The sequence below is a fragment of the Rhizobium sp. BK176 genome, assembly GCF_024808055.1.
The window spans coordinates 386,233-407,900 of record NZ_JANUBV010000002.1 but is presented as its reverse complement, the minus strand read 5'-3'; the positions used below and the strand labels follow the sequence as shown (position 1 = coordinate 407,900).

Annotated in this window: 24 protein-coding genes and 1 pseudogene; 15 read left to right on the top strand and 10 right to left on the bottom strand. The window is 60.8% G+C overall.

All coding sequences use genetic code 11. The features are described from left to right. Positions 1 to 3: 3 nt before the first annotated feature. The 3 genes from FHT76_RS11310 to FHT76_RS11300 form a co-directional block, all read right to left on the bottom strand. Positions 4 to 501: a GNAT family N-acetyltransferase gene (locus FHT76_RS11310; RefSeq protein WP_183859898.1), complete on the bottom strand. Its 498-nt coding sequence runs from the start codon at positions 499 to 501 to the stop codon at positions 4 to 6. Between the two features lie 18 nt (positions 502 to 519). Next, on the bottom strand, positions 520 to 1,935 hold the full coding sequence (gene tldD / locus FHT76_RS11305; protein WP_183859896.1) for a metalloprotease TldD: 1,416 nt from the start codon (positions 1,933 to 1,935) through the stop codon (positions 520 to 522). 83 nt (positions 1,936 to 2,018) lie between these two features. Continuing rightward, positions 2,019 to 2,606 (bottom strand): invasion associated locus B family protein, encoded by a 588-nt coding sequence (locus tag FHT76_RS11300; protein ID WP_016553003.1) that lies wholly within the window; start codon positions 2,604 to 2,606, stop codon positions 2,019 to 2,021. A 338-nt stretch (positions 2,607 to 2,944) separates the two neighbouring features. Here FHT76_RS11300 and coxB point away from each other — a divergent pair, with 338 nt between their 5' ends. The 6 genes from coxB (at position 2,945) to FHT76_RS11270 (ending at position 8,263) form a co-directional block, all read left to right on the top strand. Beyond that, a complete protein-coding gene (gene coxB / locus FHT76_RS11295) occupies positions 2,945 to 3,838 on the top strand; it encodes a cytochrome c oxidase subunit II (protein WP_183859894.1) in 894 nt (297 codons plus the stop codon). A gap of 17 nt (positions 3,839 to 3,855) precedes the next feature. After that, on the top strand, positions 3,856 to 5,559 hold the full coding sequence (ctaD, locus tag FHT76_RS11290) for a cytochrome c oxidase subunit I (protein ID WP_016553005.1): 1,704 nt from the start codon (positions 3,856 to 3,858) through the stop codon (positions 5,557 to 5,559). 69 nt (positions 5,560 to 5,628) lie between these two features. Beyond that, entirely contained in the window at positions 5,629 to 6,585 is a 957-nt protein-coding gene (locus tag FHT76_RS11285) for a heme o synthase (protein ID WP_183752256.1), read from the top strand. After that, positions 6,585 to 6,719 (top strand): hypothetical protein, encoded by a 135-nt coding sequence (locus tag FHT76_RS11280; RefSeq protein ID WP_259126687.1) that lies wholly within the window; start codon positions 6,585 to 6,587, stop codon positions 6,717 to 6,719. Before FHT76_RS11285 ends, FHT76_RS11280 begins: the two co-directional genes overlap by 1 nt. A 1-nt stretch (position 6,720) precedes the next feature. Further along, the gene (locus FHT76_RS11275) at positions 6,721 to 7,326 is read left to right on the top strand and encodes a cytochrome c oxidase assembly protein (protein WP_040673970.1); all 606 of its coding nucleotides are present in this window, start codon (positions 6,721 to 6,723) and stop codon (positions 7,324 to 7,326) included. A gap of 58 nt (positions 7,327 to 7,384) precedes the next feature. Then, positions 7,385 to 8,263: a cytochrome c oxidase subunit 3 gene (locus tag FHT76_RS11270; protein ID WP_114711812.1), complete on the top strand. Its 879-nt coding sequence runs from the start codon at positions 7,385 to 7,387 to the stop codon at positions 8,261 to 8,263. Between the two features lie 61 nt (positions 8,264 to 8,324). Here the strand turns inward: FHT76_RS11270 and FHT76_RS11265 are convergent, their stop codons facing one another. After that, entirely contained in the window at positions 8,325 to 8,966 is a 642-nt protein-coding gene (locus tag FHT76_RS11265; RefSeq protein WP_183752254.1) for a chloramphenicol phosphotransferase CPT family protein, read from the bottom strand. 130 nt (positions 8,967 to 9,096) lie between these two features. Between FHT76_RS11265 and FHT76_RS11260 the strand changes: the two genes are divergently transcribed. From FHT76_RS11260 to FHT76_RS11235, 6 genes are all read left to right on the top strand, one after another. Then, a complete protein-coding gene (locus FHT76_RS11260) occupies positions 9,097 to 9,480 on the top strand; it encodes a DUF983 domain-containing protein (RefSeq protein ID WP_183752252.1) in 384 nt (127 codons plus the stop codon). Continuing rightward, a complete protein-coding gene (locus FHT76_RS11255) occupies positions 9,473 to 10,222 on the top strand; it encodes an SURF1 family protein (protein WP_183859892.1) in 750 nt (249 codons plus the stop codon). The genes FHT76_RS11260 and FHT76_RS11255 overlap by 8 nt, the downstream gene beginning before the upstream one ends. A gap of 62 nt (positions 10,223 to 10,284) precedes the next feature. Further along, positions 10,285 to 11,286: a 4-hydroxy-3-methylbut-2-enyl diphosphate reductase gene (gene ispH, locus FHT76_RS11250; RefSeq protein ID WP_183859890.1), complete on the top strand. Its 1,002-nt coding sequence runs from the start codon at positions 10,285 to 10,287 to the stop codon at positions 11,284 to 11,286. A gap of 108 nt (positions 11,287 to 11,394) precedes the next feature. Next, complete coding sequence (locus FHT76_RS11245) at positions 11,395 to 12,360, top strand: homoserine kinase (protein ID WP_183859888.1); 966 nt, start codon at positions 11,395 to 11,397, stop codon at positions 12,358 to 12,360. Beyond that, positions 12,357 to 12,797 (top strand): ribonuclease HI, encoded by a 441-nt coding sequence (gene rnhA, locus FHT76_RS11240; protein ID WP_183859886.1) that lies wholly within the window; start codon positions 12,357 to 12,359, stop codon positions 12,795 to 12,797. Before FHT76_RS11245 ends, rnhA begins: the two co-directional genes overlap by 4 nt. 92 nt (positions 12,798 to 12,889) lie before the next feature. After that, the gene (locus tag FHT76_RS11235; RefSeq protein WP_183859884.1) at positions 12,890 to 13,693 is read left to right on the top strand and encodes an endonuclease/exonuclease/phosphatase family protein; all 804 of its coding nucleotides are present in this window, start codon (positions 12,890 to 12,892) and stop codon (positions 13,691 to 13,693) included. A gap of 63 nt (positions 13,694 to 13,756) precedes the next feature. On the opposite strand, the gene fdhA is transcribed toward FHT76_RS11235, so the two are convergent. Further along, positions 13,757 to 14,947, bottom strand: a complete 1,191-nt coding sequence (gene fdhA / locus FHT76_RS11230) for a formaldehyde dehydrogenase, glutathione-independent (RefSeq protein ID WP_183859882.1) — start codon at positions 14,945 to 14,947, stop codon at positions 13,757 to 13,759. A gap of 259 nt (positions 14,948 to 15,206) precedes the next feature. On the opposite strand from fdhA, the gene FHT76_RS11225 reads away from it, so the two are divergent. Next, positions 15,207 to 15,515 (top strand): Dabb family protein, encoded by a 309-nt coding sequence (locus FHT76_RS11225; protein WP_183752238.1) that lies wholly within the window; start codon positions 15,207 to 15,209, stop codon positions 15,513 to 15,515. A gap of 15 nt (positions 15,516 to 15,530) precedes the next feature. Here FHT76_RS11225 and FHT76_RS11220 read toward each other — a convergent pair. The 5 genes and pseudogenes from FHT76_RS11220 to FHT76_RS11200 all read right to left on the bottom strand — a co-directional run. Further along, positions 15,531 to 16,427, bottom strand: a pseudogene (locus FHT76_RS11220) (metal ABC transporter solute-binding protein, Zn/Mn family); the annotation flags it as partial. A gap of 16 nt (positions 16,428 to 16,443) precedes the next feature. Beyond that, positions 16,444 to 17,316, bottom strand: coding sequence for a metal ABC transporter permease (locus FHT76_RS11215; protein WP_183859878.1), 873 nt, complete (start codon positions 17,314 to 17,316; stop codon positions 16,444 to 16,446). Then, positions 17,313 to 18,053 (bottom strand): metal ABC transporter ATP-binding protein, encoded by a 741-nt coding sequence (locus FHT76_RS11210; RefSeq protein WP_183859876.1) that lies wholly within the window; start codon positions 18,051 to 18,053, stop codon positions 17,313 to 17,315. Before FHT76_RS11210 ends, FHT76_RS11215 begins: the two co-directional genes overlap by 4 nt. A gap of 259 nt (positions 18,054 to 18,312) precedes the next feature. After that, positions 18,313 to 18,798, bottom strand: a complete 486-nt coding sequence (locus tag FHT76_RS11205) for a peroxiredoxin (RefSeq protein WP_183859874.1) — start codon at positions 18,796 to 18,798, stop codon at positions 18,313 to 18,315. A 66-nt stretch (positions 18,799 to 18,864) separates the two neighbouring features. Beyond that, entirely contained in the window at positions 18,865 to 19,701 is an 837-nt protein-coding gene (locus FHT76_RS11200; RefSeq protein ID WP_259185593.1) for a protein-disulfide reductase DsbD domain-containing protein, read from the bottom strand. Positions 19,702 to 19,839: 138 nt separating this feature from the next. Between FHT76_RS11200 and FHT76_RS11195 the strand changes: the two genes are divergently transcribed. Both FHT76_RS11195 and FHT76_RS11190 read left to right on the top strand, forming a co-directional pair. Next, positions 19,840 to 20,445 (top strand): YqgE/AlgH family protein, encoded by a 606-nt coding sequence (locus tag FHT76_RS11195; protein WP_183752228.1) that lies wholly within the window; start codon positions 19,840 to 19,842, stop codon positions 20,443 to 20,445. Between the two features lie 152 nt (positions 20,446 to 20,597). Beyond that, the gene (locus tag FHT76_RS11190; RefSeq protein WP_183859872.1) at positions 20,598 to 21,668 is read left to right on the top strand and encodes a putative zinc-binding metallopeptidase; all 1,071 of its coding nucleotides are present in this window, start codon (positions 20,598 to 20,600) and stop codon (positions 21,666 to 21,668) included.

Here is a 21,668-nt window from a genome sequence, read left to right as displayed (position 1 = left end):
ACTTCAAACCGCGCCGATCTTGCGCCGATAGAATTTCGTGTCCAGGCCCATCAGCGGAAACGATCGCGGAAGCTCGCCTTTCGAAATCTCGATGAAACCGTTCTTTTCATAAAAGCGGTGCGCGGCGAGGAACTTGTCCGTCGTGCCAAGGAAGATATCCTTGACCTGCTGAGCCTCGGCATGTGCTATCAGTTCCGCAAGGAGCCGGGCCGCGACGCCATGCTCACGGCCGCGCACGCCAGCCGAAACGAACATCTTGCGCAGCGCCGCCTGACTGTTACCGATGTCCTTCAGCCCAATCGTGCCGACAATCTTGCCGCTGCGAGCTGCGACCCAGAACTGTCCCTTTCCCGACTGATAGAAATCGGAAATCACAGCCAGATCCGGTTGGTCGTCAGCTGTGATGGAGAAGCCGAATTCCTCGCGCTGAATCGGCAGGATTACCGAGAAAACGCCATCGATGTCGCCAGCAGCGAAGGGTCTGATCTCGATTTCGCTCATTGCGGTTCCCGTTCTCGGCTAGGCCTTCGTGCCGCCGACGGTGATCTGATCCATCCTAAGATGCGGTTGGCCGACGCCGACCGGAACCCACTGGCCGCCCTTGCCGCAATTGCCGATGCCGGTGTCGAGCTTCATGTCGTTGCCGACCATCGAAACACGCTTCATCGCGTCGGGTCCGTTGCCGATCAGCATCGCGCCCTTGATCGGTGCGCCGATCTTGCCGTTGTCGATCAGATAGGCCTCCGTGCAGCCGAACACGAACTTGCCTGAGGTTATGTCGACCTGGCCGCCGCCGAACGAGACCGCATAGATGCCCTTTTTGACCGACGAGATGATTTCCTCCGGCGTCTTGTCGCCGCCGAGCATGTAGGTGTTGGTCATCCGAGGCATCGGAACATGCGCATAGCCCTGCCGGCGTCCGTTGCCCGTCGGTGCCATGCCCATCAGGCGGGCATTCTGCCGGTCCTGCATGTAGCCGACGAGCTTGCCGTTTTCGATCAGCACGTTGTAGGCGGACGGCGTGCCCTCGTCGTCGATCGTGATCGAGCCGCGCCGGTTGTCGATCGTGCCGTCGTCGACGACAGTCACGCCGGGTGCCGCGACCATCTGGCCGAGAAGACCGGCAAAGGCTGACGTCTTCTTTCGGTTGAAATCGCCTTCGAGCCCATGACCGACCGCTTCGTGTAGCATGACGCCCGGCCAGCCGGAGCCGAGCACGACGTCCATGGTGCCCGCCGGCGCCTCGATCGCCTCCAAATTCACCAGTGCTTGCCGTAAGGCCTCGTCGGCGCCGTAGTGCCAGTTGTCTTCGGCAATGAAGTCGCCAAAGCCGATGCGGCCACCGGTGCCGTAGGAACCGCTTTCCTGACGATCGCCTTCGCCCGCAATGACCGAGATGTTGATGCGCGTCATCGGCCGTATGTCGCGAACGCGGTGACCGTCGGCCCGCAGGATGTCGACGACCTGCCAGCTGGCAGCGATCGATGCGGTGACCTGACGCACCTTGGGGTCCTTGCCGCGCAGATAGGCGTCGATGTCCTGCAGCACCTTGACCTTCTCCTCGAAGCTCGGCGTGCCGATTGGGTTGTCGTCGGAGTAGAGTTTCTTGTTGGTCCGCTGCGGAGCCGCCGCATAGCTCCCGGAATGACCGCGTGTGACTGCGCCGACAGCATCGGCCGCGCGCTTCAGGGCTGCCACCGAAAGGTCGCCCGCATGCGCGTACCCGACGGCTTCGCCGGCAACCGCGCGCAGGCCAAAACCCTGCTCGGTGTTGAAGCTGCCGCCTTTCAAGCGCCCGTTATCGAACATCAGCGACTCTGCCTGAGCATGTTCGATGTAGAGCTCCCCGTCGTCCGCGCCAGAAAGCGCTTCGGCAACGAGCGAACGCATCTTCGCTTCGTCGGCATCGAAAAGCGTTAGGAGATCCGTATTCATGTCTTTTGCTCCGCTGAAGCAGGAATGCTTTCAGCCGATGTAGGTCCGGGGGACGGTTCGAGCAAGCCCGAAAATCAAGACGATCAGGGGAGGGCGTCGTAGCCTTCGGCAAAGCCCTTGAGATCAACGGGGATGCCGATCCCTTCCTCGGGCGTCTGGAAGACGATGAACGTGGCGCTCGCGCCGCTGCGGAAGGTCTTCAGCAGTTCGTCTTCAAGAACAACCTCTGCATAGCAGCCATCTGCAAAGCAGCGGACGAAATAGGCGCGGCCGATATCCTTGCCGTCGACATTGAGGCCAAGGCCGTTCGGCAGCAGGACGCCGAGAGGCGCCAGAACGCGCAGTATCTTCGACTTGCGGTCAGCGGTCTTCAGCACAACAACGGAAAGACCGACTTCCGGCCGGTCTTCGGCGATCACGTTCTGCATCAGCGCGCACTGCTCAGCCGAGGCGCCGGCGGGCTTGTCGCACACGACAGACCATGCGCCGTGGTTCGACTTCACGGTGCCGGGCGCCTGCGGCTGTGTCTGCCCAGGCTGTGCCTGCGACGTCGGCGGCGTTGGCGCTGGCTGCCCCGGCGCGGGTTGCTGCTGGGCGAAGGCGGGAGCAGTCGCTGCGGCCGCAATGCACGCTGTCAGCACGAAGGGCCGTGCGAGGGAACGGAAACCCATGAAAACCTCTGCAATTCGAATCAGTGCCGCTAAGTTGGGGCGCGCCACCAAAAATGAAAAGCCCCACCCGCTGAAAAGCCGGGGACTACGGCGGAAATGGGACGTTTATCCGAGAATGTTTGTGCGACGGCACGGGCAACAACCGATATTTCACTGATTGCAACGAAAAAGATGGAATGTTTCGTTATGCTTGGGGCAATCTGTTTGAAAGCGAAAATGCCGCACGAACAAACGCTTTGGGCTGTTGCGATCAATGGCAAACTGTGGTTTGAAGCGCTGAGATGGCAAGGATTCTGTGCGTGATTTTGCGCAGATCAGCGCTCGAGGGAGATTTTAAGGTGATTAAGAAGGCTTATGCAGCTCTGACCGCGCTGGTCTGTCTGCTTTTTGCTTCCGGCAGTTATGCCGACCAACCGATGCCGTGGCAGGCGACATTGCAGCCGGCAGCCACGCCGATCATGCGGGACATTCATTGGTTCGAACAATATACCCTGTGGTTTATCGTTCCGATCACGCTCTTCGTTCTGGTCCTTCTTATCGTCGTCTGTCTCAAGTTCCGCGCCGGCGCAAATCCGGTGCCGTCCAAGACGAGCCACAATACGATGATTGAAGTTGCCTGGACCGTGGGACCGGTCCTCGTGCTTCTCTTCCTCGCTGTGCCTTCGTTCAACCTCTTGACCGCCCAGCTGACCCTGCCGGAAAATCCTGACGTCACCATCAAGGCGACCGCGACGCAGTGGCAGTGGAACTACGAATATGAAGGCTCGGGCGAAAACCCGCTCGCTTTCGATTCCTTCCTGCTTAAGGATGCCGACCGCGCAGCCGCCGGCAAGGAAGACAAGGCGATCTATCCGCGCCTGCTGACTGTCGACAACGAGCTTGTTCTGCCCGTCAACAAGACCGTCCGCGTTCTCGTGACCGCTGCCCCGACCGACGTTATTCACGCATTCGCCATGCCGTCCTTCGGCGTCAAGATCGACGCCGTTCCGGGTCGCCTGAACGAAACCTGGTTCCGCGCCGAGCGTGAAGGCCTGTTCTACGGTCAGTGCTCCGAACTCTGCGGCAAGGATCATGCGTTCATGCCGATCGCCATCCGCGTTGTTTCCGAGGACAAGTACAAGCAGTGGCTCGCCGGTGCCGCGACCGACTTGCCGGGCGCGTACAAGACACTCATGGCCGCAACCGATGGTGCCGCAAGCACCGTCAACGTTGCCGAAAACGTGGCTAAGTAAGGAAGAGGGAACGGGACATGGCTGGACCTTCCGCACACGACGATCATCACTCGCATGATCACTCTCATGGCGCGCACGCCCATGACGACCACCACGATCACTCGCACAAGCCGAGCTTCGTCAATCGCTGGTTCTTTTCGACGAACCACAAGGACATCGGCACGCTTTACCTGATCTTCGCGATCATTGCCGGCATCATCGGCGGCGCGCTCTCCGTTGCCATGCGCATGGAGTTGCAGGAGCCTGGCATCCAGATCTTCCACGGTCTGGCATCGATGGTCTACGGCTATGAAGGCGACGCCGCCATCGACGGCGCCAAGCAGATGTTCAACATGTTCACCACCGCTCACGCGCTGATCATGATCTTCTTCATGGTCATGCCGGCGATGATCGGCGGTTTTGCCAACTGGATGGTGCCGATCATGATCGGTGCGCCTGACATGGCGTTCCCGCGTCTGAACAACATCTCCTTCTGGCTGATCGTTCCGGCCTTCCTTCTGCTGATCCTGTCGATGTTCGTTGAAGGTCCTGCCGGTGCTTATGGCGCAGGCGGCGGCTGGACGATGTACCCGCCGCTCTCGAGCTCGGGTACGCCGGGTCCTGCCGTCGACCTTGCGATCTTTGCGCTCCACATTGCCGGTGCGTCCTCGATCCTCGGTGCGATCAACTTCATCACCACAATCCTGAACATGCGCGCTCCGGGCATGACGCTGCACAAGATGCCGCTGTTTGCCTGGTCGGTCCTGATCACCGCCTTCCTGCTTCTGCTGTCGCTCCCGGTTCTCGCCGGCGCCATCACCATGATGCTGACCGACCGCAACTTCGGCACCTCCTTCTTCGTGCCTGAGGGCGGCGGCGACCCGATCCTTTACCAGCATCTGTTCTGGTTCTTCGGTCACCCAGAAGTCTACATCCTGATCCTGCCCGGCTTCGGCATCGTCAGCCACATCATCTCGACCTTCTCGCGGAAGCCTGTTTTCGGCTACCTCGGCATGGCCTACGCCATGGTTGCGATCGGTGCCGTCGGCTTCGTCGTCTGGGCGCACCACATGTACACGGTCGGCCTGTCGCTCGACGCGCAGCGCTACTTCGTGTTCGCCACGATGGTCATCGCCGTTCCGACGGGCGTGAAGATCTTCTCCTGGATCGCGACGATGTGGGGTGGCTCGATCAGCTTCCGCACGCCGATGGTCTGGGCGATCGGCTTCATCTTCCTGTTCACCGTCGGTGGCGTCACGGGCGTCCAGCTCGCCAACGCCGGCCTCGACCGCTCGCTGCATGACACCTACTACGTTGTGGCTCACTTCCACTACGTTCTATCGCTCGGCGCCGTGTTCGCCATCTTCGCTGCCTGGTACTACTGGTTCCCGAAGATGACCGGCTACATGTACAACGAGTTCCTCGGCACGCTGCACTTCTGGGTCATGTTCATCGGAGTTAACCTGGTGTTCTTCCCGCAGCACTTCCTTGGCCTCGCGGGCATGCCGCGCCGCTACATCGACTACCCGGATGCATTCGCCGGCTGGAACTACGTTTCCTCGGTCGGCTCCTACATCTCCGCCGTCGGTGTGTTGATCTTCCTGGTTGGCGTCTTCGAAGCCTTCGCAAAGAAGCGCGTTGCCGGTGACAATCCGTGGGGTGAGGGTGCAACGACGCTCGAATGGCAGTTGTCTTCGCCGCCTCCGTATCACCAGTGGGAACAGCTCCCGCGCATCAAGTAAGATGCGAGAAATTGCGACCGCCGCGTGTTACAGTGCGGCGGTCGGCTTACAAGTTTGCAGGACAAGAGAATGACAGTAATCGGCAATCGCAAGGCTCTGGCGCACGACGGCGAGTTCCGCCTGTCGGAAGCGAGTGCGCGCGATTATTTCGAGCTTTTGAAACCGCGCGTCATGTCGCTCGTGGTCTTCACGGCATTTGCCGGTCTGGTTCTGGCTCCGGGGCACATCAATCCGGTCCTCGGCCTCATCGCCATCCTTTGCATAGCCATCGGCGCCGGCGCTTCCGGCGCGCTGAATATGTGGTACGACGCCGATATCGATGCGATCATGACCCGCACCGCCAAGCGTCCGATCCCGGCCGGCCGGATCGCGCCACGGGAAGCGTTGGCATTCGGTCTGGTGCTCTCCTGTTTTTCGGTGATTATCCTCGGGCTCGCCGTCAATTGGCTCGCAGCCTCGATCCTCGCCTTCACGATTTTCTTCTACGCCGTGATCTATACGATGTGGCTGAAGCGCTCGACGCCGCAGAACATTGTCATCGGCGGTGCCGCCGGCGCCTTTCCGCCGATGATCGGCTGGGCCTGCGTGACCGGTACCGTCACGATTGAAAGCTTTGTTCTGTTCATGATCATCTTCCTCTGGACGCCGGCCCACTTCTGGGCGTTGGCGCTGTTCAAGATGAAGGACTATGAGGCGGTCGGCGTCCCGATGCTGCCCAATGTCTCGGGCGAGCGCACGACCAAGCATCAGATTGTTGCCTATGCGGTGCTGACGGCGGTGTGCGGCGTGTTGCCGACGGCGCTCGGCTTTGCGAGCCTCGGCTACGGCGTGGTCGCCGCAGCCCTCGGCGCAATCTTTATCTACTGTTCCATCGCCGTCTGGCGGATGCCGGACGGCGATGAGAAGATGATCCCGGCGAAGAAGCTCTTCGGCTTCTCGATCCTGTATCTTTTCGCGATTTTCTCCGCCCTGATGTTCGACCGGCTCGCCGCCGTGCTCGTTTCTCACATGGGAGGTATTCTCTAATGGACGTCGTCAAGCTTACAGAGGCGCAGCGCAAGTCGCGCCGCAACCGCAACGTTGCGCTCGGTCTGGTTTTGGCCGGCCTCGTCGTGCTTTTTTACGCGATTACGATCGTTAAGTTTACGGGGCACGCGTGAGATGAGCGGGATGCCGAGCACGCCGCGAAAGCCACGCAACAACGGCGCTGTCGTTTTCATGTGCCTTGCCTTCGTCTTCGGCATGGGCGCTGCGAGCTATGCGGCGGTTCCGCTCTACCGGATGTTCTGCCAGCTGACTGGCTATAACGGCACGACGCAACGCGTCGAGCAGGCTTCCAGCGTGATCCTCGACCGCAAGATGCGCGTGACCTTCGACGCCAATGTGGCGCCGGGTCTTGACTGGGAGTTCAAGCCGGTCGAGCGCGAGGTCAACCCGCGCATCGGCGAAACCATTCAGGTGAATTTCACCGCGGTGAACAAGTCGAACGAGCCGCAGCGCGGTCAGGCTGTATTCAACGTGACACCTGGCGAGGCGGGCGTCTATTTCAACAAGGTGCAGTGCTTCTGCTTCAACGAGACCGTTCTGAAACCGGGCGAAAAGCTCGAGATGCCTGTCGTTTTCTATATCGATCCTGATATTACCAAGGCTGTGGAATCGAAGGATATCCACACCGTTACCTTGTCCTATACGTTCTATCCGAAAGAGGGTCCGAAGCCGGTGGCTTCGAATGAGGGTGGAACGGTAAAGCTTGAAAAGAAACTTTGATTGAGGTCCGTTTCCGGCTATGCCGGAGCGGAGAGGAAGAGATCCGGGGATAGCTTACATGGCTGATGCTCATCAGAAACATCACGACTACCACATCATTGACCCGAGCCCGTGGCCGATCCTGGCTTCGATCGGCGCGTTCATCATCACGTTCGGCGGCGTCGGCTTCATGCGCTACCTCAACGGCGGGTCGCTGCATCTCCTCGGCATCGAATGGGCTCATCCGTGGCTGTTCTTCATCGGCCTTGCGATCATTCTCTACGTCATGTTCGGCTGGTGGTCTGACACCGTGAAGGAAGCACACGAGGGCGCCCATACCCGCGTCGTCTCGCTGCACCTTCGCTACGGCATGATCATGTTCATCGCTTCCGAAGTGATGTTCTTCGTCGCCTGGTTTTGGGCTTACTTCGACGCAAGCCTCTTCCCGAATGAAGCAATCCAGGCTTCGCGCGTGGCCTTCACCGGTGGCCAGTGGCCGCCGAAGGGCATCGAAGTCCTCGACCCCTGGCACCTGCCGATCTATAACACTGTGATCCTGCTATTGTCCGGCACGGCCGTTACTTGGGCGCATCACGCGCTGCTGCACAACGACCGCAGAGGCCTGATCCAGGGCCTGACGCTCACCGTTCTGCTCGGTATCTTGTTCTCCTCGGTGCAGGCGTTTGAATACGTACATGCGCCGTTTGCCTTCAAGAACTCGATCTACGGGGCGACCTTCTTCATGGCGACCGGCTTCCACGGCTTCCACGTTCTGGTCGGCACGATCTTCCTGTTGGTCTGCCTGTTGCGTGCGATCCGCGGCGATTTCACGCCGAAGCAGCATTTCGGCTTCGAAGCGGCGGCCTGGTACTGGCACTTCGTCGACGTCGTCTGGCTCTTCCTGTTCTTCTGCATCTACGTCTGGGGCGGCTGGGGCGCTCCGCTGGCTGCTGGCTGAGCCGAGGCCATGAATTGAAAAAGGGCGGGTGCCACGGCACCCGCCCTTTTTGTTTTACTGATCACCGCATGGCGGCGATGCGCTCGAATGCTGAGGGTTCGGGAATGCCGAGATCCAGGCGGTGCCGGATCGCTTCGGCACATTCCAGCGGCGTCAGCACCGACGTGTCCACTTCAAGATCGTAGATGCCGGGGATATGAACCTGTTCCTGCCAGAGCTGGACCGGATGGGGGACGGCCTCATCGTCGGTTGCGGTGACGTACAGAGAGTGACGACCTGGCACTGGGATGTTCCGCCTTTTCATGATGACCTTGATCGGACACCTCACCCCGACGAAAAGCACTGGCAATCCCTCAAGCCGGCGCGCGCAATCGGCGAGAATACCGAGCGGCTGAGAGTAGCTGTCGTGATGGCCGAGGTCGGCCACGACATTGAGGCCGAGCCCAGCATGGATCGCGATCGACTCGTAGAGTGCCGCATAGAAAAACGGAATCATCTCCTCGAGGTCCGGGCGTTCTCCGCCCGGGCGCAGTCCGATTCCCGGCAGGTAGCGTTCCGCGGTCATCGAGTTGTAGGTGTCGACGCCAAAGTTCATCCAGGGGCCGTCGAAATGCTCCTGGATCGCGTTGGCGATCGACGATTTTCCACTGCGCGGGGCGCCGTTCAGAATGACGATCTGTCCGGCCGAGCTGTCGTATGTCATCAGTTTTCTTCTTCTGTTTGGCGCGAATCGCTGAGGCGAAAGAGCGCAGGTATTTCCCTTCCCTCTGTGATTACTTTATGGGTGAGTTATGGCGGAGCGAGCGGTTGGCCATAGGCCATTGGAAGGATGCATGAACGAAGACAGCGCACATTTTCCCCCGGTCGATCCTGTGAAGACAGGCATCAGGGGATGCTGCCCACGCTGCGGCCAGGGAAAGCTCTTCAACGGCCTGCTGGCGCTGCAACCGCGCTGCTCGGCCTGTGGCCTCGACTACGCCTTTGCCGATGCCGGCGACGGCCCTGCGGTATTCGTCATTTTGATCGTCGGCTTCATTATCATCGGCTCGGTGCTGTGGCTTGAGGTCAATTACGCGCCACCGATCTGGCTGCACATTCTGCTGTTCGGTCCTCTCACCATTGTTCTCTCCCTGCTGGCTCTGCGCTGGTGCAAGGGAATCCTGATCGCGATGCAGTATCGCCATAACGCCAGTGAAGGGCGCATTTCCCGTGACTGAATTTTATGTTTCGGCGCCAAGCCGAAAGCGGTCGGTACTCACCGGCATCGCTCTGCTTGTCGCGCTTGCCATCCTCCTGTCGCTCGGCACCTGGCAGGTCGAACGGCTGCACTGGAAGGAAAAGTTACTCGCCGATATCACCGAGCGCCGGCAGGCGCCGCCGGCATCGCTTGCCGATATCGAAGGCATCGCTGCAAAGGGCGACGATATCGATTATCGCCACATGACGGCCAGCGGCGAATACGTCAACAGCAAGGAGCGGCACTTCTTTGCCACCTGGCATGGCCAGACGGGCTTCTACGTCTACACCCCCCTGCAGCTTGCCGATGGCCGCTATCTCTTCGTCAACAGAGGCTTCGTTCCTTATGACAACAAGGAGCCGGAAATGCGCATGCAGGGCCAGCTCACCGATCAGCAAACGGTGACCGGCCTTGCTCGTGCAAAACTTCCGGGCAAGCCGTCCTGGGTGGTGCCTGATAATGATGTCGCCAAGAATATCTTCTACTGGAAGGACCTCGACGTGATGGCGTCGAGCGTCGGGCTCGACAAGGCCGAGGTGGTTCCGTTCTTCCTGGATGCGGACGATACCCCCAATCCGAAGGGGCTGCCGATCGGCGGGGTCACCGATGTCGATCTGCCCAACAACCACCTGCAGTATGCCTTCACCTGGTATGGGCTTGCGGCAACGCTTGTCATCATCGCCGTGATCGCCCGTTTCCGTAAGCGGGGTCCGGCGCAATAGTATCGCTTCAATTCCTGCCTATATTGGGCTAGACAGCGCTATCCCTACGAACCGGAACAGACATGAATATTGCGGCGAAACCTCCCTTGACGATCAGGCTCTGCGGACCGCGCGGCTTTTGCGCCGGCGTCGACCGCGCCATCCAGATCGTCGTCCTGGCGCTGAAATCCTACGGTGCGCCGGTCTATGTCCGCCATGAAATCGTTCACAACAGGTATGTGGTCGAAGGCCTGGAAGCCAAGGGCGCTGTCTTCGTCGAAGAGCTCGACGAGATCCCGAAAGAGCATCGCGCCCAGCCGGTTGTCTTCTCGGCGCACGGCGTGCCGAAGTCCGTGCCTGAGGATGCGAGCGCCCGCAATCTCTTCTATCTCGATGCAACATGCCCGCTGGTCTCCAAGGTGCACAAGCAGGCGATGCGCCACAACAAGCTCGGTCGCCATGTCGTCCTGATCGGCCACGCGGGCCACCCCGAAGTGATCGGCACGATGGGCCAGCTGCCGGAGGGCTCGGTATCCCTGATCGAGACGGTCGAGGATGCCGACGTCTATCAGCCGGCCGATCCTGACAATCTCGGCTACGTGACGCAGACGACGCTCTCGGTGGACGACACGGCGGGCGTGATCACGCGCCTGCACGAGCGCTTTCCCAATCTGACGGCACCTGCCGCCGACTCGATCTGCTACGCCACGACGAACCGCCAGGAAGTGGTGAAGCAGGCAGCCCCCGGCTGTGATCTCTTCATCATCGTCGGCGCTCCGAACTCGTCGAACTCCAAGCGGCTGGTCGAGGTCGCGCTGCGGGCAGGGGCGAAGAAGTCGCTCCTGGTGCAACGCGCCTCGGAGCTCGATTGGGATGACATCGGCACGATCTCGACGCTTGGCCTGTCAGCCGGCGCGTCGGCGCCCGAAGTCATCGTCAACGAGATCATCGAGGCCTTCCGTGCGCGCTTCGACGCCAAGGTCGAGCTTGCCGAGACGGTTCAGGAAAACGAGCATTTCCTCGTCAACCGCGAACTGCGCAACATCGAGTTGACGCATGAGGATATGGCGTGGGTGAATGGGTAAGGCGCCTCCCGTGATGCGGGAGTAATCGTCGAGGGGACGATTACAGCGCCAGTCACCGCCCGGTCCGGGCGGTGGTCTAACTGATCAAACATTTTCGCGGGACGTAAATTGGCAGTCTATACCGATATTTCCGAAGACGATTTGAAGTGGTTCCTGACGGAGTACGATGCCGGTACGCTGCTGTCCTACAAGGGCATCGCTGAAGGTGTCGAGAACTCGAACTTCCTGCTGCACACCACCAAGGATCCGTTGATCCTCACGCTATACGAGAAGCGCGTCGAAAAGAACGACCTGCCGTTCTTCCTGGGGCTGATGCAGCATCTGGCGGCCCGCGGTCTCTCCTGCCCGCTTCCCCTGCCGCGAAAGGACGGGGCCTTGCTCGGCACGCTGTCCGATCGCCCGGCAGCGCTGATCTCGTTCCTGGAAGGCATGTGGCTGCGTAAGCCGGAGGCCAAGCATTGCCGCGAGGTCGGCAAGGCCCTTGCCAAGATGCATGTCGCCGGCGAAGGCTTCGAGCTGAAGCGTCCCAATGCGCTGTCCGTCGATGGCTGGAAAGTGCTCTGGGAGAAGTCCGAGGCGCGCGCGGACGAGGTGGAGAAGGGACTTCAGAACGAGATCCGCACCGAGCTCGACTTCCTCTCCGCCCATTGGCCGAAGGACCTGCCGGACGGTGTCATCCACGCCGACCTCTTCCCCGATAACGTCTTCTTCCTTGGCGACGACCTGTCGGGCCTGATCGACTTCTATTTCGCCTGCAACGACCTGCTTGCCTATGACGTCTCGATCATCCTCAATGCCTGGTGCTTCGAGAAGGACGGCGCCTACAACATTACCAAGGGTATGGCGATGCTGGAGGGCTACCAGAGTGTGCGGCCGCTGAGCGATGCCGAACTGGCAGCACTTCCGATCCTCTCGCGGGGTTCGGCGCTGCGCTTCTTCCTGACGCGCCTCTACGACTGGCTGACGACGCCCGAGGGCGCGCTGGTCACCAAGAAGGATCCGCTCGAATATCTGCGCAAGCTGCGCTTCCACCGGCAGATCGGCTCAGCCGCCGAATATGGGCTCGTGGCATGAAGCACGTCGATATCTTCACGGACGGCGCCTGTTCCGGCAATCCCGGCCCCGGCGGCTGGGGCGCGGTGCTGCGCTACGGCGAGGTGGAAAAGGAACTGTCTGGCGGCGAGGCAGACACCACCAACAATCGCATGGAACTGCTGGCGGCGATTTCGGCGCTGACGGCACTGAAAAGCCCGTGCGAAGTCGATCTCCATACCGACAGCAAATATGTCATGGACGGAATCTCGAAATGGATCTTCGGTTGGAAGAAAAACGGCTGGAAGACCGCTGACAAGAAGCCGGTGAAGAACGGCGAGCTCTGGCAGGCGCTCGATGCCGCGAACCAGCGCCACAAGGTCAAGTGGCACTGGGTCAAGGGCCACGCCGGCCATCCGGAAAACGAGCGAGCCGACGAGCTTGCGCGCAAGGGCATGGAGCCGTTCAAGAAGCGGTAGCGGTCCACCCAAACCGCGTAAAAACAGCCACAAGAAACGCTTGCCTGAATCAATGCAGCAAGCGCTTGAATCACAGCATGAGGAGAGTTGTGGTGCGTGTGATCTCGCTGAACGCCTGGGGCGGCAAGCTCTATGAGCCGCTGATCCGGTATCTTCGCGATGCCGATCCTGATGTTCTCTGCCTGCAGGAAGTGACCCGCTCGGTCGGCGTCACCTCGGACTGGCTGGAGTACCGCGACGGCAGCCACATCCTGCCGCAGCGCGCCAACCTCTTCGACGAGATCAAGGCGATCCTTCCCCACCACGACGCCTTCTTCGCGCCGACGGCGCGCGGTACGCTCTTCGATGGCGAACAACAGCTCTCGTCCGAATTCGGCCTCGCCACGTTCGTGCGCAACAGCTATCCAGTCGTCGGTCATGCGATGGATTTCGTGCACGGCGATTTTTCCGGCGACGGCTACGGCGAACATCCGCGCCCACGCAACGCCCATTGCATCAGGCTCTTCGACTATAGCGCCAATCGACCTATCACCATCGTCCAGCTGCACGGCTTGCGCGACCTTGCCGGCAAGGGCGACACGGCGGCGCGTGGCGGGCAGGCGGACGCGTTGGTTGCTCTCATCCACCGCATCTGGCGCGAGGGCGAGCCACTGGTCGTGTGCGGTGATTTCAACGTGGTCCCCGGAAGCGTCATGTTCGCAGCGCTCGCCGAATTGGGCTTGACCGACCTCGTGACCTCGCGCGGCCACACGGATACGCGAACCTCGCACTACGCCAAGGAAGGCCGCTATGCCGACTACTTGCTGGTCACCGCAAACATAGACGTCGTGGCGTTCGACGTCGTTGAGCAGCCCGAGGTCTCCGACCATCGGGCGCTGTTGCTGGAGATCGCATGAGAGTTACGGATGGCGCAGCGGTGCAAGATGCACCCGCTGCGCCGAGCCTAGGGAGGCCTTTACCTAAGCCGCCTTGGCGACTTCGCCATGCGGGTCGAGGACAAACTTCGTCGCCGCGCCATGGTCGAAGCTCTCGTAGCCTTGTACCGCCTCTTCGAGCGGAATGACCTTGGCGTTGACGATATCGGCGATCGGCAGGCGGTCATGGAGGATCGCCTGCATGAGCTGGCGGTTGTACTTCAGAACTGGTGTCTGGCCCGTATGGAACGACTGCGCCTTCGCCCAGCCCAGGCCGAAGCGCAGCGCCAGGTTGCCATGCTTGGCAGCATTGTCGACGGCTCCTGGGTCCTCGGTCACGTAGAGGCCCGGAATGCCGATCGAGCCCGCCGCGCGGGTGATTTCCATCATCTGGTTCAGAACGATCGCCGGCTGCTCGCCGCCTGAATGGCCGCGTGCCTCGAAGCCGACGGCGTCGATGGCGCTGTCCACTTCGTTGCTGCCGGTCACCTGAGCGATCATCTCGCCGAGCCGGTCGCTCTTCGACAGGTCGATCGGCTCGAAGCCGACCTTGGCGGCATGGGCAAGGCGATCCTTGTTGAAGTCGCCGATCATCACGACCGCAGCGCCGAGGATGCGGGCGGATGCAGCCGCGGCAAGCCCGACCGGACCGGCACCGGCGACATAGACCGTCGACCCGACACCGACGCCGGCGCGCACCGCACCGTGGAAGCCTGTCGGCAGGATGTCGGAAAGCATGGTCAGATCGCGGATCTTTTCCATGGCGCGATCGCGGTCCGGGAATTTCAGGAGGTTGAAATCGGCATAGGGAATGGTCACGTAGCGGGCCTGCCCACCGATCCAGCCGCCCATGTCGACATAGCCGTAGGCGCCGCCGGCGCGCGACGGGTTGACCGTCAGGCAGACGCCTGTGTCCTGCGACTTGCAGCAGCGGCAGCGGCCGCAGGCGACGTTGAACGGCACGGAGACGAGGTCGCCAATCTGCAGCATCTCGACGTCAACGCCCTTCTCGATCACCTCGCCGGTGATTTCGTGGCCGAGAACGAGGCCGGGCATGGCGGTGGTGCGGCCGCGAACCATATGCTGGTCCGATCCGCAGATATTGGTGGAGATCACTTTCAGGATGACGCCGTGCTCGATCTTGCGGCCATCGGGTGCTTCAAGCTTCGGATCGTCGATATCGTGGATTTCGACCTTGCCGGGCCGCATGTAGACGACGCCTCGGTTCTTGCTCATTTCCATCTCCTCCGTTGAAAATGCTGCCTCGTGCAGGGCTCCTCTCCCCACGCGCAGGATACCGACAGATTAGACGAGAATGTAGGACGCGCCGTTCCGTTTACGACGGTTTACGGCGTCGAATTGGTCGCGTCTCGCATACCGGCCCTTACCGAAGCCATTCAGATGGGGATGTCTACAGAACGGCACGTCCTTGTCACTTGCCCCTGCGACGTTTCTCCTTATGCTCGCCTGAAAATGGAATCCGGGAGGTCAACACATGATCCTGCACTGCGTGCTGATGCGGCTGAAGGCAGCCATGACAGGGGAAGAAAAGCAGTCCTTGTTTGACGCGATCGTCGCATTGAAGCAGGTGATTCCCGGCATCATCGACATCAAGTACGGCCCGAATGTCTCGCCGGAGGGGCTTCATGCGGGCTACGTCGATGGCTTTGCTGTCACCTTCGAAAGCGCGGAAGCACGCGATGGATACCTTGTGCATCCCGAGCACGTTGGCGTCGGCGAGCGTATTGTCTCCTCAACGGATGGCGGCTTGGGTGGCCTGATCGTCTTCGATCTCAATTATTGAGGCCGAGCCGCGCCAGCTCGCTTTCCCCATCGCCGCCACGAGCTGGTCGACGTTGTAGCGGAACATCTTCTCGTAGCTCGAGGCCGGCCCCTTGGTGTCGGAAAGAGCCTCGACATAGAGCTCGCCGCCGGGTTCTGCCCCTGTCGCCTCTGCGATCTGCCTGACGAGGCGAGGATCGTTGGAGTTCTCGAAGAAATAGGTCTTCACGTGCTCGGCCTTGATCTGTTCGATCAGCTTGGCGACCTCCGCGGCGGAAGCTTCGCTCTCTGTCGAGACGCCGATCGGGGCTAGGAACTTCACGCCATACTCACGACCGAAGTAGCCGAATGCGTCGTGGCTCGTCAGCACCTTGCGATGGTCCTCGGGGATTTTGGCAAGCTCCGAGAGCGCGTAAGCATCGAGCCCGTCAAGCGTCTTGATGTACCTCTCGGCATTGGTCTTGAACGCCGCAGCATCGGCCGGCGCGACCTTCGCAAGCGCCTCTTCGATGTTGGCGACCCAGATCTTGACGTTGACGGGGCTGTTCCAGACATGCGGATCGGTGACCGTCTGCCCGTCCTCGTCCATGGTCCGGAACGTTATCCCTTCCGAGACGACGACCGGCTTGCCCTTGTAGCCTGAGGCGCTAATGAGGCGGTCCATCCAACCCTCGAGCCCTTCACCGCTGACGAAGGCGACCTGCGCCGCATTGAGGTTCCTTGCGTCGCTTGGCGACGGTTCGAACTCATGGGGATCGCCGTTCGGGCCGACAAGGCTCGTGACCGTTACGCGATCACCGCCGACCTGGCGGACGACGTCGGCAAGCACGGTGAAGGAGGCCACCACCTTGAGGGTCGCGGCAGAGGCCGAGCTCGTCGAAAGCGCCACCAGCGCCGGGATCATCACTGAGAAAAGCAGTCTGCGGGAAATCATCGGAAGGCTCCGGTTGTCAGCCCTTAAGATGCGGGCGAGGGAAATACCGCCGGGCGAGACCCGACGGGGCGAGAAAGATCGAGAAGCCGTAGAGCAGCGCCGCCGTCATGATGATCGTCGGTCCGGAGGCGAGCTCGAGATGGTAGGAGGCGACGAGCCCGAGATATCCGGAGGCAGTGGCGCTCGTGGCCGCGATCGCCATCATCGATGGGAGGCTGCGAGACCATAGCTGTGCAATGGCCGCCGGCAGCATCATCAGACCGACCGCCATCAACGTGCCCAAGGCCTGGAAACTGGCGACCAGATTGAGCACCACCAACAGCAAAAAGATGAAGTGATAGATCGGTCCGCGCCCGCCGATGGCCCTGAGGAAGCCGGGATCGAAACATTCCGCCACGAGCGGCCGGTAGATGATCGCGAGCGTCGCCAGCGTTGCTGTGCTGATCGCGCCGATCTCATAAAGGGCCCGAGCATCGATCGCGAGGATGGTGCCGAAGAGAACGTGCAACAGGTCGATATTGGAACCGCGCAACGAAACGATGAGCACGCCGAGCGCCAACGAGGAGAGATAGAAGCTGGCGAAGCTCGCATCCTCCTGCAGCGAGGTCGCGCGGCTGACGATGCCGGAGAGGAGCGCCACCGACAGCCCGGCAATCAGCCCCCCGAGGCCCATCGCCGTCAACGACAGCGAACCGGCGATCAGGTATCCGATGGCGGCGCCGGGCAGGACGGCGTGGCTCATCGCATCGCCGACGAGGCTCATCCGCCGCAGCATCAGGAAGACGCCGATCGGCCCGGAACCAAGACCGAGGCACAGGCAGGCGACAAGGGCGCGGCGCATGAAGCCGTAGTCGGCAAACGGCGCAAGAAGAAAATCGTAGGCGGTCATCTGGCAGGCTCGCAAACGCCGGCGCTCTCGTCCCAGCGTTCGGCCATCACCCGCGCCGTCGTCAGGTTTGCCGTGGTCATGACATCAGCGGTTGCCCCCCAGCCAATGACTTCGCGCGCAAGCAGAAGTGTTTGCGGAAAGTGGGCGCGGACCTGCTCGAAATCATGGAGGACAGCAAGCACCGTTCGCCCTTCGCTATGCCAGCCGGCGACGATATCCAGAAGTTCCCGCGTCGTGCGGCCATCGATGGCCGTGAACGGCTCGTCGAGGAGTATGACGCTCGCGTCCTGCAGTAGCAGCCGGGCAAAGAGCACGCGTTGAAATTGACCGGCTGAGAGGGAGCCGATACCGCGCCGATCAAAGCCTTCCATCCCCACCACGGCCAGCGCGTCGCGCGCTCTCTGCCGCTCAGGCGATGCGATCTGTGCGAAGGCTCCAGCCTGCCGCCAGGATCCGAGAAGAACCGTGTCGAGCACGGAGATCGGAAAGCGGCGGTTGATATCGGCTGCCTGTGGCAGGTAGCCGAAATCCGTCCGCTTCAGTCGGTGCCTTATCGTGCCGGAGGAGGGGCGGAGTTCGCCGATGACCGCTTTCAGCAGGCTGGATTTTCCGGCGCCGTTTGGACCGGTGATCGCCGTCAGGCTGCCGGCCGCAATGGTTCCTGAAAGATGATGGACCGCGGGATGCCGCTCATAGGCGACCGTCAGATCGTCAAGCTCGATCGCAACGTCGCTCATGGCAGCAACGTCGCCCAGCGGATTGCTGCCCAGAGTGGGATTCCAATTAAGGCGACATAAAAGACGCGCCGGCCGCCGGAGAGCGCCATCAGGCCCAGAGAATCTTGAAACTTCGAGAAATGCATACCGCACCAAATGTAATAACATTACCGTTATGTTATAACAAATGAGGCAAAAAAATGGCACGTCGCGAGGTTTTATAAGGAAACAAAAAAGCGGCCGCATGGGCCGCTCTTAGAAGGTCGGTGTTGGGGGAGCCTTACAGTTGCTCCAGCATGGTCGCAGCGCCGGAAACGGTGGCCTGCCCCGGATTCTCTTCGACGTTCAGCGATCTCACGACGCCGTCTTCGACGAGCATCGAATAACGCTTCGAGCGGACGCCGAGACCGCCGGCCGAAAGGTCGGCGTCGAGGCCGAGCGCTTTGGTGAAGCCGGCATCCCAGTCCGCAAGGAAGTGAATCTTGCCCATGCCGCCGGAGGATTGTGCCCAGGCGCCCATCACGTGCCAATCGTTGACGGCGATGACGGCGATGTCATCGACGCCCTTAGCAAGGATCGAGTCGCGGTTCTCTAGATAGCCCGGCAGGTGGTTCAGCGAGCAGGTAGGCGTGAAGGCGCCGGGGACTGCAAAGAGAACGACGCGCTTGCCCTTGAAGAGCTGCTCTGTCGAAATTTCGACCGGACCGTCAGACGTCTTTTCCTTGAAGGTGGCTGCTGGAAGCTTATCGCCGATTGCGATGGTCATGGCCATCTCTCCTTGTCATGTATGGCGGCGCAAATACCGCGATTTGCGCGCGACTATAGAACTCGACTACTCAAAGGCAAGCGGTGTCTCGATGGCACGCAAACCGTCGATGACAAGCGCGCTCCATGTCTTTCCGTGAATGTCGTATGCCTTGGGAAGCTTGCCCACGGAAAGCGTCGTCGTGAAGCTTTGGCCGTCGCGGTGAGTTGCCGTCTGCTTGGTAAAGACGTGCCCGCTCGGGCCTGCGACGATCACCTCAGGGGCGGTCTCGCCGCTCTCCGGCAGTGTCACGGTGAGGGAAAGCTCCTTCATGTCGGGCGACAGCCTATGGTCGCTCACGTTGAATTCGGAGGAGGCGGCTTCCGGCAAGGCGGCCTCGGCATCCCGAAGGATTTTTTCCTCTTCGGGGCGTGAACGGGCCGATGGTTCGAAGGTTAGCGACAGCTCCGCCTGAAACGGGATGCATATTTCCTTGCAGATGCCGATGAAGGCGGTTGCCTTGAGTTCATGGAGTGCCGGGTCTTTCGCCGTCAGCTGCAACGGGAAGGTGACCGAGGTGTCGTAGGCGACCTCATCGACCTTGTCGTCGACGATATGCTTGGGAGTCGGAAAGCTCATCTTGTCGAGCGAAATGCCTTCAGAAGAAAAACCGACTTGAGGCGGGATGCCGCTATTGCCGGGTTCTCGCCAATACGTGATCCAGCCGGGCTTCGGTTCGATCTGCAGTCCGGCGCGAATGCTTCCGTGTGCATCGGGGGGAAGCGCGATCAGCCGCATCCGCCCACCCTCATTGTCGGCCCAGGCGCTCATCTCCGCCCGGGCGGGCTGAGAAAGTTGCAGCATCACGACGAGCAGACCGAAAGCGGAACAGAATTGGCAAGTGGCGCGTGAAATAGTTTGCATGCATCAATGATCTATTGAAATTCGCCATGCTCGGCTAGAACTCGCCATCATTTAAGTTTTCATTTTCAGTTGATTGATCTGTGACATTGGCTCATGCTCGTGATGTCGGGCCTCGTGCGGTCTGGCAGAGGAGGAACGATGTCGTTGGCGACCCTCAAAAACAAAAGAGAACGTGGCTTCTTCGATGGCCAGTTTCTCATTGCCATGCCGGGCATGGAGGATCGCAACTTCGCCCGCACGGTAATCTATATCTGCGCGCATTCCGATGCCGGCGCGATGGGGTTCGTCATCAACCGTCCGCAGAACCTGACCTTTACCGATGTTCTCCTGCACCTGGAAATGATCAAGGATGAGGATGCCATCGTTCTCCCCGCACACGCCCGCGATTGCCCGATCCAGACGGGCGGGCCGGTGGAAAGCGGACGCGGCTTCGTCCTGCACTCCGACGACTATCTCTGCGATTCCAGCATTCCCGTCAGCGACGATATCTGCATGACGGCGACGCTCGACATCATCCGCGCGATTTCCAAGGGCAAGGGACCGAAGCGGGCGACCATGCTGCTCGGTTACGCCGGTTGGGGAGCGGGTCAACTGGAAGCCGAAGTCGGCAACAATGGTTGGCTCACATGTGCGGCCAACGAGGAATTGATCTTCGACCGCAGCCTCGACGACAAGTACGAGCGGGCGCTGGCTTCGATGGGCATTAATGCCGCCATGCTTTCGGCCGAGGCCGGGCACGCCTAGTTGGCGGAACGATCCGTAAAGAAGCGCGTTCTCTGCTGGCGCGGGCCATAAAGCCCAGTCAGGGGAAGTTTGATGGAAACCACGGCCGGAAACTATCCGCCGTCCACTTTGCACTTCGGTTTTTCGACCCCTGATCTCGAGGGAGGCACCCGTTGAGGCTGTTTGTATGTGACAACTGCGACCAGGTTGTTCATTTCGACAATCGCCAGTGCGTTCGGTGCGGTCACCGCCTTGGCTTCCAGCCGAATGGCCTGCGCATGCACGCTGTTCAGCAGCAGGACAGCGATCTCTGGCAATACGTGGCTCAGCCGGACCTGGTGCGTTTCTGCGCCAATGCCGGCCTCGACATCTGTAACTGGCTTGTAGAGGATGGCGACGCGGGTGACTATTGTGTCGCCTGCCGGCATAACCGGCTGGTGCCCAATTCAGCGACGCAGGATGGCGTGGACCGGTGGCGTCGGATCAGCCAGGCACAACGACATCTGTTCTACTCGCTCTTGCGCTGGCGGCTGCCGCATCCGGACCGCACGCAGGACCCCGTCGGCGGCCTTGTGTTCGACTTCCTCGAAGACACCATCACGGATGACGGCAGCGTTGTTCCGGCGATGACGGGACACGAGGAGGGCTTGATTGCAATTCGGGCGGCAGAGGCTGACGACCTGACCCGTGAACAGGCGCGTACCTCGATGGATGAGCCTTACCGGACGCTGCTCGGCCACTTTCGCCATGAGACGGGTCATTTCATGTGGAATCGCCTCGTGCGAGACAGGAACAACTTCGATGGATTCCGGGCGGTGTTCGGCGATGAGCGCGAGGACTACAGCGAGGCCCTTGCACAACACTACGCAAATGGCGCTCCGCCCGGCTGGCAGGAAAGCTTCGTCAGCGCCTATGCCAGCGCCCATCCCTGGGAAGACTTCGCCGAATGCTTTGCTCACTATCTCCACATCGTCGACACCTTGGAGACCGCGCGCGCCTTCGGCATCGCAATTGATCCCCGCGGTCACGAAGAGATGGCGGCGGAGGTGGATTTCGACCCCTACAGGGCAGCCAGTGCCGATCAGCTTGTCGACGAATGGGTGCCGCTCAGCGTTGCGATCAACTCGATACAGCGCAGCATGGGGCAGCGCGATTCCTACCCGTTCGTGCTGTCAGCGCCGGTGGTCGCCAAGCTTGAATATATGCACCAGCTGATAGCGGGCGCCGCTGCGCCGCAACATTGA